Here is a 13,418-nt window from a genome sequence, read left to right as displayed (position 1 = left end):
CCCATTAAAGAGTGGACACCTGATAAAAGTGCCCCTTCCTTTTAAACCGAAAATTTTAAAACCTCATTGATTCAAGTTGCATGTTTTTTTGAGAGAAGATTCGTGATGGTATCTTCCTGCGGTGAAGTTCGCCGTATGTAAAAGGCGAGTATGAAAGCAACTATTGTTAACCATGTTGCGATCATGAATGCGTCATTTACTCCCATTACGTTTCCTTGTTTGATGGCCATGGCCATTTGGCGTTTATTTTCTGGTGAGATGTGTTGTTGAGTTAAGATCCCTTGTACATGTTTCGTTCCCTGATTGGTCATGATGGATACAAAGAAAGCCATGCCAACAGCACCTGCAACCATCCTCAATGTATTGACCATGGCTGTTCCATATTTATTCAGGCTAAGTGCCAATTCATTCAATCCGGCTGTGAAGATGGGCATCATCAATAACGACATGCCGAGCATTCTTATCGTATATACCGCCACCACATATGAAAAGGATGTATCCGTTTCAAGACGGGTTAAAAGGAAGGTGGTGATGATGGTAATGGCAAGCCCGCTTACCGCCAGCCATCTCGCGCCAAACCGATCAAACAACTTCCCTGTGATAGGGGACATGATTCCCATTAAAATGCCGCCGGGCAACAGCATGAGGCCAGATTCCAGGGGAGTGAAGCCACGGATATTCTGCATATAGATCGGCATGATGATCATACCGGAAAACATTCCCATGGTCGCGATAACGTTGATGATTGTCGTTAATGTGAACATCCGGTAACGAAATATCCTGAATTCCAAGATAGGATGCGTTACAGTGAATTGCCTCCAGACAAATAAACCTAAACTCATCCCTCCAACAAGGAACATAGTCAGGACTTCGAAACTGCCCCAACCCTTGGTACCCCCTGTTGCAAATCCGTATAAAACCCCGCCGAATCCGAGAGTCGATAAAATCACGCCAATCTTATCGAGTTTTGGCCTGCTAGTTTCACCCACTTTTTTAATGATGAAAAGGGCAAAGATAAAGTCAAGGAGAGCGAATGGGAAAATGATGAAAAACAGAACGCGCCAGGAATAATTTTGTACAATCCATCCAGATAACGTAGGCCCTATGGCTGGGGCGAAATTCATCGCTATTCCAAATATGCCCATCGCAAAGCCGCGTTTATTAGGGGGAAATAAAGTGAAAATAACGTTTGTAATCAAGGGGAATAATATACCTGCGCCTGCAGCTTGAACGACACGTCCGATCAGTAAGACGGAGAAGGTAGGGGCAATTCCGCATAATAAAGTGCCTAGCGCAAACAGTCCCATCGAAGCAAGATATAATTGTCTCGTATTGAATCGTTCCATTAAGAAAGCCGTAATCGGGATGACAATCCCATTCACCAACAAGAAGATGGTTGTAAGCCAATTGGCGGTTGCGGCTGATATTTGAAAATGATTCATCAATTGAGGCAACGCGATATTGATCAAAGTCTGATTCAAGAAAGCGACTAGAGCACCAGCAAGCATCACCGCAAACATGGGGCCTGTTCGAATTTTAGTAAAGGTTTTTTTGTCTTGATTCATTCTTAGAGCACGTCCTTTTGGATAAGTTGAAACATAACTGCTATGTTTTTGTAGGTATGGAAACACATCACTATACTGAGTTCATGTTCCTCTCTTTCAAAATGAAAACCAACTTGTTTCCACCAATATACATCATCTTAAGATATTAAGCTAAATCCACGACTTTAAGCAATGTTTTTTTCTAAAACCAGTGATATGTCCGATAGAATCAAAAGCAACTGGGGGCTTTGTTAACTTACGACTCCAGAGGTCGATGGGGCGCAGCTTCAAGACGCCATTCAACAAACCTGGAAATCATATTTGAACAATGGTTTCCTTTTTCGGGTTATGAACACTCTGGAGGACCAGAGCTTGAACGATATAAGACGAAACAGCCACAAGCCGATTATGGACAGGTTCAAGCCAGTATATATGTTCCAATCATCGAGCGAGGCTAAAGGGGCCTTGCTCTGAAGTGACCCCGATCTTTAGATTTTCGTCTAGCGGATCGGGGGTGCCGTTATTGGACGGGAGAAGATTACAGGTGCTTTTTATAGAAAGCTTCCACTTTTTCAACATCTTGATGAGCAGGTTCTGGTTGTGGATAAATCATAATGACTTCCGTCTTCGACAATGGACTAATCCTTTTTTCTGAAGCTGCCCGATTATAGAGCCCATGACCATCTGAATACGAACCGAACCCGCCCGTTACACTGCCTATGAGTATAGGTAAAGGTGCGCGTTAACAGCTCTTCGGCTACATGAAAAGCATCAAAGCCTTTCACTGATTTCATATACGCATAAGAGTTTTAATGCACTTGTGTGTATTCATGAAAAAATAGTTATCGAACCTAGTAAATGCGCACTAGTAAAACAGCGTATTAAATCATATTTCTTGAGTATGTATAAGTACAAAAAGGAGCCTTCTGTATGAATAAAATAGATAGACGAATAGTCAAGTCACAAGCAGCCATTCAATCGGCATTTCTGGAAATGCTGATAAATGAAGGATTTGACGATATTACCGTGAAGAATATTACGGAAAAAGCTAACATTGGCAGAAAAACATTTTACTTGCATTACATGGATAAGTTTGATCTATTGAATAAGATTGTGGATGTCCATTTAAAACGGTTGAGAGTAATATGTGATCAAAAACAAAGCAAAGGATTCATAGAAGGTACGATTATCTGGTTCGAGTATTTTCAGGATCATAAATCTTTTTTTTGCCTCCATTTTCAGAAGTAATGGCCCCTTATCATTTCGAAAAAAAATATTGTCATTCATCATGGGTGAGGTGGATAAAAAGCTTAATGCAAATGCAGCTTTGAACCAGAATATCAATAAAAATATCGTTTGAAATATTTAGGAACAGCTGTCATGGGTGTAATGGAATCTTATGTGTTGGAAGAAATTGATGGTGATATGGAATCTGTGGCCAAGCAAGTAGGCGAGTTACTCAAAAGAAATATATAAATAGGTGAGGGGATTGTTATGAAAATAAGTCAAACGAAGGACTTCCAATTGGTGGCTAAATTAAATGAATATGTGCACGGTTTACACTCGAATTTATATCCTGCCCATTTTAAGGAATATAATCATGAGAATGTGAAGGCTGGTTTCAAAAGCCTCTTTCAAAACGAACGTTTCATTTTCCTGCTGGTGGAAGATGATGGCGAAGCGGTAGGCTATGCATGGATAGAGACAAGGGAATATCCCGAAAATCCATTTAAAAAAGCTTATAAGTCCGTTTATGTACATCAAATCAGCATAGTCGATACGCAAAGGAATAAGGGATATGGGTCAAGCCTTATGAAACGGATAGAAGAAATTGCCATCGAGAAGGGAATAGATGTATTGGAATTGGATTATTGGTCAGGGAACAGTGTGGCAAAGCAGTTTTATCAAAACCAAGATTTTACAAAATACAGGGAATTTGTGCATAAACAGTTGTGACGATATTGTCAAGCATTGGGTGTATAGAAAGGATTCAACGTAGCTATGATAAATAAAACAACCAAAAAACTTTTCCGATAGTGACTGAAACATTAAAACATTAGAATGCATGGTATGTATGGGGGGAACCTTCTTAATAAATGAAGGAGGCTCTTCTGCTTGAGCTAACGGATGCGTTGCCTTTTAAACAGCTATCGAGGACAGGATAGTACAAAAACCGATATTCGTGTAAAATTTTTTTCGGAAGGAATTGGTCATTCGAGTACGTGAAGACCTCACATCAGCGACCTGGAAACCTATATTTACAGCTGCTATGTGGTAATGAATGGCGATGTAATCATGGAAAAAACAAAAGAGGAAGTAAAAGGTCCCCCAAAAAAGCTGTATACAATGGAGATAGCCCGTAAAAAAATAATCAGAGTATCGTGTTGACAGTGCATCTACTGAGTGATACGATATACATGTAGTAAGTCACACTAGATACCAACGCGACTGAATCGTTAGGCTGCAAATAAATCGATTTTACCATGCACATGTATACTCATTACTGAATAGCATATCATTAGAAAAGCTATACAGTGAAAAATTTTCCTCGGTACTGAGTTATACTTAATATAAGTCAGACTAAGTAGAGGAGGCTCTGAACATGGAAAATTTAACTGAAATGCTGAAGGGGTCGCTGGAAGGCTGCGTGCTCGAAATCATCAGCCGCCACGAAACTTATGGCTACGAGATTACCCGCCGCCTCAACGAGCTTGGGTTCACTGAAGTCGTGGAAGGGACGGTCTACACCATCCTCGTTCGCTTAGAAAAGAAAAAACTGGTGAACATAGAAAAGAAACCGTCAGATATGGGACCGCCCCGCAAGTTTTATTCACTTAATGATGCCGGCCGCGAGGAACTTGAATTGTTTTGGGAAAAATGGGCTTTTGTTTCCTCAAAAATCAACGTCTTAAAGTCAATTTAGCTTCATATAGTATTCCGTACGATATTAAGGTGTTTTGTTCAGCTTTATAAAATAGGAGGAAAAATAACATGATGGAAATGTTCAAAAAAATGATTGGTGATAAAAGAGAATACAAGGTGATGATGGCGCGGGTCGATGCCCTTCCGGAGGATTACCAGTTTGTGTTTAAGAAAATTCAAGCCTACATGTGGAATTTCTCAGCTGGTAACGGGATGGATATGCTTCGCATGCAGTATGAATTAATCGATTTGTTCGAAGCTGGTGCAGCGGAAGGCAGGCAAGTCTTGGAAATAACAGGGGATGACGTGGCGTCCTTTGCCGACGAACTAGTGGCAAACGCTAAAACCTATGTCGCCAAATATCGTGAAGATTTAAATGCGACTATCGTTAATCGATTGGGAAAAAATAAATTTAATAAATGATATGGACTGAATAGCTGATTGAGAATGTGTATTGCCTATGCTATTCAGTTATATTTTCAATCAGTAGTAAGTCATACAGATTATCAGTCACACTAAATAGAGGAACATAGGCAAACTAGCTCCGCAAGACGCGTTACGGATGATTACGGATATCGCTGGCGGTCTTGCCGAGCTGATTATAAGGAGGAAAAAGTATGGAACATGCAGTGATTTCTGTAAAAGGGCTAAAAAAATCCTTTAAAGGCAAGGAAGTCTTAAAGGGGGTCGACCTTGAGGTGCAGCGTGGCGAAATTTTCGCATTGCTGGGCTCAAATGGAGCGGGCAAGACGACGACGGTCAATATTCTCTCGACACTATTGAAGGGCGATGGCGGCGAAGTAGATATTTGCGGTCATGATGTCCAGCGTCAACCGGATCATGTTCGCCAAAGCATCAGCCTGACAGGACAGTTCTCAGCTTTAGACGGTATGCTCACAGGGCGGGAAAACCTGATGATGATAGCCAAATTGCGGGGGATTTCCAATCCTGCCCTTGTCGCCGACGATTTGCTTGCAAGATTCAGCCTGACTGATGCGGCCAACCGCCGCACGGACAAATATTCCGGCGGGATGAAGCGCCGGCTTGACATTGCCATGAGCCTGATCGGGACGCCTGCAGTCATTTTCCTCGACGAACCGACGACAGGGCTTGACCCCGAAGCGCGTATAGAAGTCTGGGATACTGTCAAGGAGCTTGCTGGCGGCGGCACGACCATCTTACTCACGACCCAATATCTGGAGGAAGCCGAACAATTGGCCGATCGCATCGCCATCCTTCATGGCGGAAAAATCATCTCGATCGGCACCCTTACCGAACTCAAAGAGATGTTCCCGCCAGCGAAAGTGGAGTATATCGAGAAGCAGCCGACATTGGAGGAAATTTTCCTCGCAATCATCGGCAAAAAGGAGGAGATGTAAATGAAACGTAAAACAGGGGTATTGCTAGGGCGTTTAATGCGTAACATCATGCGCAGCCCGGATACGATCATCACGGTCGCAATTACGCCGATCATGATGATGCTGCTATTTGTCTATGTATTTGGCGGCGCCATTAAGGCCGGCACGGATAACTATGTCAATTATCTATTGCCGGGAATCTTGCTGATGGCCATCGCCTCAGGCGTCGCTTACACTTCCGTGCGTCTGTTTACGGATGTAAAGAGCGGGCTGATGGCGCGTTTCCTTACCATGCCCATAAAGCGCTCGTCAATATTGTGGGCACACGTGTTGACCTCGCTTGTTTCCAATGCGCTTACCATCGTGGTGGTCATCCTCGTTGCACTCTTGATGGGCTTCCGGTCCAACGCCGGAATTCTCGATTGGCTCGCGGTAGCCGGGATACTCGGGCTGTTTACATTGGCGCTGACATGGCTGGCGATCATTCCCGGACTGACAGCGGGGTCCATGGAAGGGGCTACAGCCTACTCGTACCCGCTGATTTTCCTCCCGTTTATCAGTTCGGCTTTTGTCCCCACCGAAACCATGCCGAAAATTGTCCGTGCGTTCGCTGAGAACCAGCCCGTGACATCAATCGTGAATTCGATACGTGCCCTTTTGTATGAAGGATCTGTTGGTAACGGAATCTGGATCGCGATTGCCTGGTGCGTCGGCACCATGGTCGTCGCTTATTTCTTCGCCAGTATAGTGTTTAAACGTCAGGTAGGGTAAGTGAACCATAAAGAAACGATCCGACTTACAAAACAATGGCATTTGTGTTACATGCACGTGCTATCATCTGGAAGGCTGCTTTCATGGCGGCCAAACTGCATTGTTAACATTAGTATCCATGGATTACATTTTCGCTAAAATGTAATCCATGGTTTTTTCGATATAATAGCAATTTCCTAAATTCTCTGCGAGAAGGCTATAAATCTAACAGGTTCTCTATTTTTGCTTGTGCAACGAATGGAAGTGGTTATATGCATATGAAAAAAAGGGGAATCCAGCAAAATCAAATTTTTCAATACATGGATTTACAACTAGCCTTGGTAAACGTAGAATAGACGGAAATAGTGCCAGCTGTCAGTTGAATTTTCACCTTGGTAAATGAGAAAGGAGCAATTTCGCTTGCTGGGCGCTTAGTATACCTATGGGACTTTATCCTTGCTTTGTTAGTAAGACGAGATAACATTCATGAATCTATTTTCTTATTTGGGTTAGAGTAATGATGCACTTGTGTTCACATGGAATAAAAGGAACCGAGGTCTTTTTTTTTTACCATTTATTCGTGTGAACGAAAATGATGCAAATAGAAACGGTCGGGCTCTTAAGTAACAAAGGGCCTGTAGGTGCAGGGCGGTCTTCTGGAGGTATTCCTGTATGGCGGATACTGCACCAACATTGTAGTGTTCTGCACTAAAAAATGAAATGATGTATTGGAAGGTTCTGAGAATGAAAGGTGGTAAAGCTTTTTTTTCACATAGTTTGAAGGAAAAGGAGCGAAAAAAAATGGGAGAGAAGTTTCGCAGAAAATCACCAGAAGAATTTTTACAATCCATTCATAAAGTTCACCGTGGCCGCTTGAAAATCATTCTGGGGGCAGTGTCCGGATCTGGGAAGACTTATCATATGCTATTGGAAGGAAATGCATTAAAGAGAAAGGCGATTGATGTAGTAGTAGGGACAGTAAGTGCATCCGATCGCCCCAGAACCATTGAACAAATAGGGGCGTTAGAAAGAATTGCACCCATTGAGTGGATGGAGGGGGGGATCCTTAAACAAGATTTGGATATTGATTCCATCATTGAACGGAATGCTGAAGTTGTTCTTGTGGACGCCTTGGCCCATCGCAACCGTCCAGATGCCTCAAATAAGACTAGATTAGATGATGTGCTAACGTTAATGAGCTACAACATAAGTGTCATCACAACGATTAACATCTATGAATTGGAGGGTGTGAAGGAGGTAGCTGAAAAGCTTTTGGGAGTGAGGGTTCAAGTGGACCAGTGTGTTCCAGATAATACGCTTGCAATGGCAGACGAGGTGAAGCTTCTGGACGTTACCCCGGAACAAATTCTTAATCGCCTTCATGATGACTTAATCGAACAAAAAAAAGAAGCGAAAGGAAAAAGGGGGAAATTATTCAGACGAGACAATTTGGCCGTATTACGGGAGCTTTCCCTCCGTTTTTTAGCCGGAGAGGTTAATGACGAATTAGATGATTACCGTGAACAACAAGGATTGATAGGGCCATCTGGTGCTTCTGAGCGAGTCCTTGTTTCCGTCCAATACCATTGGAATGGATCCATTCTCATACGGCGCGGGCAACAAATGGCAAAACGCCTGGGCGGGGAGTTATTTGTGGTGTGTCTTTATTCTCCCATTAAGAAATTGTCAAAGGAGGAGGGAACCTTCAGGAGATCTATTAAAAAGCTGGTACATAAAATAGGTGGGGAATTTGAAGAACGTCCCCTTGCAGGAGAGGATGTAGCTGGGGAAATAGTAGATTATGCAACTGAGAAAAATGTTACAAGAATCGTAATGGGTCAATCGAAACGAAGCCGTTGGGAGGAAATCATTCACGGATCGATCATTAATAAGATACTTCAAAAAAGCCGAAATATTGATGTTTTTATCGTCGCTGACCGAACGGGGAAAAATGGTGAAAGGGTGATCCCGGCCAAGTGGAATGAACATAATCGGAATCCATATCGCCGCCTGTCAAATGAAGAGGTAATAGATCATATTGATAAGATCCGCCAGGGGCAATTGAACGTGTATATCGGGGCTGCGCCAGGTGTTGGCAAAACTTATACGATGCTCCGTGAGGCAAACGAACTAAAAAGGAAGGGGATAGATATTGTAATTGGGTTTCTTGAAACGCATGGAAGAGAGGATACGTTTGAACAAATCGGCACATTAGAACTAATTCCGAGAAGGAAAATACAATATAAAAATGTAGTGCTGGAAGAAATGGATACAGACGCGATTTTAAAAAGGAAACCTGAGGTTGTTCTTGTTGACGAATTGGCTCATACAAACGTACCTGGAAGTATGTATAAAAAACGTCACCAGGATGTCGAAACAATTTTGAAAGCGGGCATTTCCGTTATATCCACTATGAACATTCAACATCTGGAAAGCTTAAACGATAGTGTCGAACAAATTACTGGAGTCCGCGTTCGTGAAACAGTACCGGATCATATCCTGCATATCGCAAAAGAGATTGAACTTATTGACATGTCACCAATTGGCTTGCAGCAACGAATGCTGGAAGGGAATATTTATGCTAAAGATAAAATTGATCAAGCTCTAAGCAATTTTTTCAAAACGGGCAATTTGATAGCTCTGCGTGAATTAGCTTTACGTGAGGTAGCTGATGATGTGGACGAAAGGCTTGAGTCATGGGAAAGAAAGCGGACCTTAAGGGGACCTTGGAGAAAGCAGGAGGTTATTTTTGTTTGTGTTAATTTGCGTCCGGATAGTGAACGTTTAATTCGGCGGGGCTTCCGTATTGCCTATCGGTTAAAAGCACACTGGTTCGTCGCTTACGTTAAGGATCATTCGCCTCTAAAAGAGGAGGAGGAAAAAACATTGGAAAAACTAAAAATATTGACGGAACGGCTTGGGGGGGATTTCAACATGTATGAAACGCATCATCGACGAAAAGTAGTTGGGGAGGTGGTTAAACGATTATATGAAAAAAATGCGACTCAGGTTATAATCGGACAATCTGCCCGAAAAAGGCTGGAAGAAATCATGAAAGGATCGGTTGTACAAAAATTGCTTCGTGCGGTTCGCCATTTGGATGTATTGGTGGTTGCCGATCATAAACCAGAAATGGTTGAAAAACTTAAAGAACCTTAATAATGCAATTACGGAAATCGAATTCCTTAATTAGGGAGGGATGTAACCTGTGTGGGAATACACATAGTATTAACAACAAACCCAGTTGATTATCATTCTGGGTTTGTTTGAATTGGTAATTTGGGGTGTTGCGGAAGAGGAAGGGTCAAAATTATGCCTTGGATTCTAAGAATTTTTCAAGGTCTCTATCTACAATGAACACTTCCAGTCTTTCCTCCGTTTTCGTGCTGATATCACTATGGCTGGAAAGAACGTTGCAATTCGTCAGCCGATTCACGATCTCCTCAAAATCCTTACTGTACATTTCCCTTAACACCTGCCTCATTTCTTTGACTAGCCTCCGCCCGGTATCTTGGGAAACAAGGTGTTTTTCTTCCACAGTCAGCACTCCCTTAAAACGGGTAATGACCATATCCTGTACAATGTATGTTTTCGCTTCTTGAGGACCTCGGCCCATAAGCTCTCGCTGAAATGTTATAAAGGCTGCACTTATTTCTGCCTCTAGTTTCTTTTTGGAATTCACCATATTGTCTCCCCTGCTTTTCTCCCAATTTATGCAACTTATCATAATGTCCGGCCTGAGTCTTGTCAATAACATTCGAAAAAATGATTCTTAACTTGAAATAGTAAGATTTATAAAGAAAATAAGTTTTTTTAAACGAGAAAATTAGTGTTATCATAAGGAAACATTAGGAAAAATGAGAATATTATAGAATAAGTGGGCAAACTGGTCTTATTCGCCCCAAAATGCCAATTTACAAGTGGCAGGTAACGAGCTTAGAATAACAACATATTCAACACCAACAATTGAAACACGGCTTAGTCCTGAGTGATCAGGAACGGAGGAACCAATTTTTTGGGGTTAATTCTGCTTATGCAGAAAGGATGAGAGACTCTTTCGCCATCCTACCCGTCAGCTAACTTCGTCGGCTAAAGCGAAGGAGGTCATGAGACCGCCTTAATCATGGGGCTTTTTTGTTGTGAAAACGGCAATGAGCAACATGAATGATAAAGTAGGTCTTTTTAATTTGCCTATTTTCATATGAAAAAGGATCATGGAAGACAGAACGCAAAGAAAGCACATGCTGACTGGGCGTTAAGTAGACCAATGAGTACTTTTTCTCCAATTATATTTGTTTGCTAATGCAGCGTATCCAATAACCGGTGCGTGAATCATTTTTGATTTGCGCGCGGATATGGATAGCTCCTGCATGGCTGCATATATGGGGGAAAAGTAAGCATTGGTCTATTTTTTATGTTTTCAACTGGCAGGCTACACTTCCCCAGATAGTATGCAGCTTGAAACTAGGTCACAAAAAGTACTAATGAGGTGGATTGCATGAGAAAAGTGCTGATTGTTGGAAAAGGGGATTTATACAAATCTGTAAAGGGAAGTATAGGAGCCACCCACACGGATACAAGTAACTTGGAAATTGTAGATTATGATGAAGAATGGTTGATGCCGACAAGAGAACTGGAGGATTGTGATGGATTAATGGTTGATAAATCAAACCGGTATAGCTGTATTTATTTGTTCCCAAATTGTCTACTTGATGGAATCAATCTTGTGAGGATTTTTTCAGGGCTCAAACATTTTAGGCTGTTTGTTGTCACTCATCATCATCGAAATTCCAGTCTATATAAAAAAATGGGAGCCGATTTTGTCATCGTCAGTAAACCAGACGGTTACAGCTATGACTGGCTGCTAACAAGCGGAACCTAATAACTTTAAGGGGGTGAGCCATTTTAATTGTTTAATATATTCATCGCTTGGAAGGAGAGATGATGATGGATCTTTTTTCGGTGTCACTTACAACTTTTTCATTCTTGCTGTTTTTTGGATTTCTCCATTTTTGTAACAAAGTTATCGAAAAAAAAGGAGAGTAGTAGCATGCTTTTATTCATTATTGTTGGAGCACTTTCGTTGTACTTGGTTCATGCTTTAATTTATCCGGAAAAATATTAATCGCTACAAAACGGAGGAAATGCAAATGGATTATTTTCAAATCGGTCTGGTATTGGCACTCGTTATTATTATTGCCATACCGCTGGCGAAATACTTAGTTAATGTTTATTCCCTTGAAACAACAAAACAAGATCGAATGTTTGGGGGAATAGAACGGGGCATTTTTAAACTATCTGGTATCCATACGGGTGATATGAACTGGCAGCAATATGCTAAGGCCCTACTTTTGAGTAATATGGTCATGTTTATTAGTTCGTACTTGATCCTTCGCTTTCAAGGCGTATTACCAGGTAATCCAAGTAATATAGCCAATATGGATCCGTTATTGGCATTCAATACTGCTGCAAGTTTCCTTACCAATACTAATTTGCAGCACTACAGCGGGGAATCGGGACTTTCTTATTTATCGCAAATGGTCGTCATCATATTTTTGATGTTCACGACACCGGCTACCGGCCTTTCGCTCTGTATGGCCTTTTTCAGAGGTCTGACCGGGCAGCGCAGTATGGGGAATTTTTATGTGGATTTAATTCGTTCCATCACCAGGATGCTTCTGCCGTTATCTATTTTAATCGGGCTTGTCCTAGTATCCCAAGGGGTGCCGCAAACCCTTGATCCCACAGCCGTTGCCACTACATTGGAAGATGCGACACAGAATATTGCACGCGGACCTGTAGCGGCATTGGAGTCGATTAAACATTTAGGGACAAATGGCGGTGGATTCTTTGGTGTCAACTCGGCACATCCCTATGAGAATCCTAATGGTTTCACCAATATCTTAGAGATTCTATCTATGTTCCTGATACCTGTAGCACTCCCCTTAACGTTTGGGTATATGGCAAAAAACAAAAAACTAGGGTGGTTTCTTTTTACGGCAATGGGATTAATGTTCCTTGTGTTTTTAGGTGTTACGTATTTCAGTGAACAAAATGGAAATCCATCATTAGAAAAAATGGGAATATCTCAAGAGAATGGAAGTATGGAGGGCAAGGAGGTTCGGTTTGGAATCGCTCAGAGTGCCCTTTTCACAGCCGTAACGACAGCTGCTACGACAGGTACGGTCAATAATATGCATGATACGCTTACTCCGCTTGGCGGATTAGTGCCATTGGCAGAAATGATGTTGAACTGTGTGTTCGGCGGTGATGGAGTAGGTACGGTCAATATCCTTATGTACGCAATAATGGCAGTTTTCATTGCTGGATTGATGGTTGGACGTACGCCGGAGTTTTTAGGGAAGAAAATTGAAGGCAGGGAAATGAAACTAATAGCCATTGCCATCCTTTTGCATCCATTATTCATCTTAGTTCCGTCAGCCATTGCTTTAGCTACACAAATGGGCACTTCGGTTATTTCTAATCAGGGTTTTCATGGAATTTCGCAGGTTGTTTATGAGTTTACCTCCTCAGCCGCCAATAATGGCTCCGGTTTTGAAGGTTTAGGGGATAACACTCCATTTTGGAATATATCCACCGGAATGGTCATGCTGTTTGGCCGCTACTTTTCCATGATTGCACTAATCGCTGTCGCAGGATCTTTACTTACTAAGAAACGAGTTCCCGAGACGATTGGAACGTTCAAGACGGATAATGGCACTTTCCTGGTCATTCTCTTGGCAACGGTTTCGGTTATAGGGGCATTGACGTTCTTCCCGGTCATTGCACTCGGACCGGTAGCCGAATGGCTTACAATTAGATAAACGAAGAAAAGGAGTATTCT

General features: G+C 42.1%; 11 protein-coding genes, 1 pseudogene and 1 riboswitch. Of the genes and pseudogenes, 10 read left to right on the top strand and 2 right to left on the bottom strand.

Annotated features, from left to right (window positions below):
* Positions 1 to 71: 71 nt before the first annotated feature.
* A complete protein-coding gene (locus MHI53_RS14140) occupies positions 72 to 1,565 on the bottom strand; it encodes a DHA2 family efflux MFS transporter permease subunit (RefSeq protein ID WP_340371580.1) in 1,494 nt (497 codons plus the stop codon).
* 227 nt (positions 1,566 to 1,792) lie between these two features.
* Here MHI53_RS14140 and MHI53_RS14135 point away from each other — a divergent pair, with 227 nt between their 5' ends.
* The 8 genes and pseudogenes from MHI53_RS14135 (at position 1,793) to MHI53_RS14100 (ending at position 9,733) form a co-directional block, all read left to right on the top strand.
* Positions 1,793 to 2,002: a GyrI-like domain-containing protein gene (locus MHI53_RS14135; RefSeq protein WP_340371579.1), complete on the top strand. Its 210-nt coding sequence runs from the start codon at positions 1,793 to 1,795 to the stop codon at positions 2,000 to 2,002.
* Positions 2,003 to 2,474: 472 nt separating this feature from the next.
* Positions 2,475 to 3,020 (top strand): annotated as a pseudogene (locus MHI53_RS14130) (TetR/AcrR family transcriptional regulator).
* An 18-nt stretch (positions 3,021 to 3,038) separates the two neighbouring features.
* Complete coding sequence (locus MHI53_RS14125) at positions 3,039 to 3,500, top strand: GNAT family N-acetyltransferase (protein ID WP_340371578.1); 462 nt, start codon at positions 3,039 to 3,041, stop codon at positions 3,498 to 3,500.
* A gap of 646 nt (positions 3,501 to 4,146) precedes the next feature.
* Entirely contained in the window at positions 4,147 to 4,467 is a 321-nt protein-coding gene (locus tag MHI53_RS14120; RefSeq protein WP_061140380.1) for a PadR family transcriptional regulator, read from the top strand.
* Positions 4,468 to 4,535: 68 nt separating this feature from the next.
* Positions 4,536 to 4,889 (top strand): DUF1048 domain-containing protein, encoded by a 354-nt coding sequence (locus MHI53_RS14115; protein ID WP_061140381.1) that lies wholly within the window; start codon positions 4,536 to 4,538, stop codon positions 4,887 to 4,889.
* A 194-nt stretch (positions 4,890 to 5,083) separates the two neighbouring features.
* Positions 5,084 to 5,845: an ATP-binding cassette domain-containing protein gene (locus MHI53_RS14110; RefSeq protein WP_340371577.1), complete on the top strand. Its 762-nt coding sequence runs from the start codon at positions 5,084 to 5,086 to the stop codon at positions 5,843 to 5,845.
* Positions 5,846 to 6,595 (top strand): ABC transporter permease, encoded by a 750-nt coding sequence (locus MHI53_RS14105; RefSeq protein ID WP_061140383.1) that lies wholly within the window; start codon positions 5,846 to 5,848, stop codon positions 6,593 to 6,595.
* A gap of 780 nt (positions 6,596 to 7,375) precedes the next feature.
* Positions 7,376 to 9,733, top strand: coding sequence for a universal stress protein (locus tag MHI53_RS14100; protein ID WP_340371576.1), 2,358 nt, complete (start codon positions 7,376 to 7,378; stop codon positions 9,731 to 9,733).
* Between the two features lie 151 nt (positions 9,734 to 9,884).
* Here MHI53_RS14100 and MHI53_RS14095 read toward each other — a convergent pair whose 3' ends face one another.
* Entirely contained in the window at positions 9,885 to 10,259 is a 375-nt protein-coding gene (locus MHI53_RS14095; protein ID WP_061140384.1) for a DUF2294 domain-containing protein, read from the bottom strand.
* 280 nt (positions 10,260 to 10,539) lie between these two features.
* Positions 10,540 to 10,680: riboswitch (cyclic di-AMP (ydaO/yuaA leader) on the top strand.
* 392 nt (positions 10,681 to 11,072) lie between these two features.
* Between MHI53_RS14095 and MHI53_RS14090 the strand changes: the two genes are divergently transcribed.
* A complete protein-coding gene (locus MHI53_RS14090) occupies positions 11,073 to 11,456 on the top strand; it encodes a hypothetical protein (RefSeq protein ID WP_061140385.1) in 384 nt (127 codons plus the stop codon).
* 268 nt (positions 11,457 to 11,724) lie between these two features.
* On the top strand, positions 11,725 to 13,398 hold the full coding sequence (gene kdpA / locus MHI53_RS14085; protein ID WP_340371575.1) for a potassium-transporting ATPase subunit KdpA: 1,674 nt from the start codon (positions 11,725 to 11,727) through the stop codon (positions 13,396 to 13,398).
* Positions 13,399 to 13,418 lie beyond the last annotated feature (20 nt).

Origin of the sequence: Peribacillus sp. FSL E2-0218 (genome assembly GCF_037992945.1) — a bacterium.
GTDB lineage: Bacteria > Bacillota > Bacilli > Bacillales > DSM-1321 > Peribacillus > Peribacillus simplex_B.
This window is presented reverse-complemented; position numbering and strand designations above follow the sequence as displayed.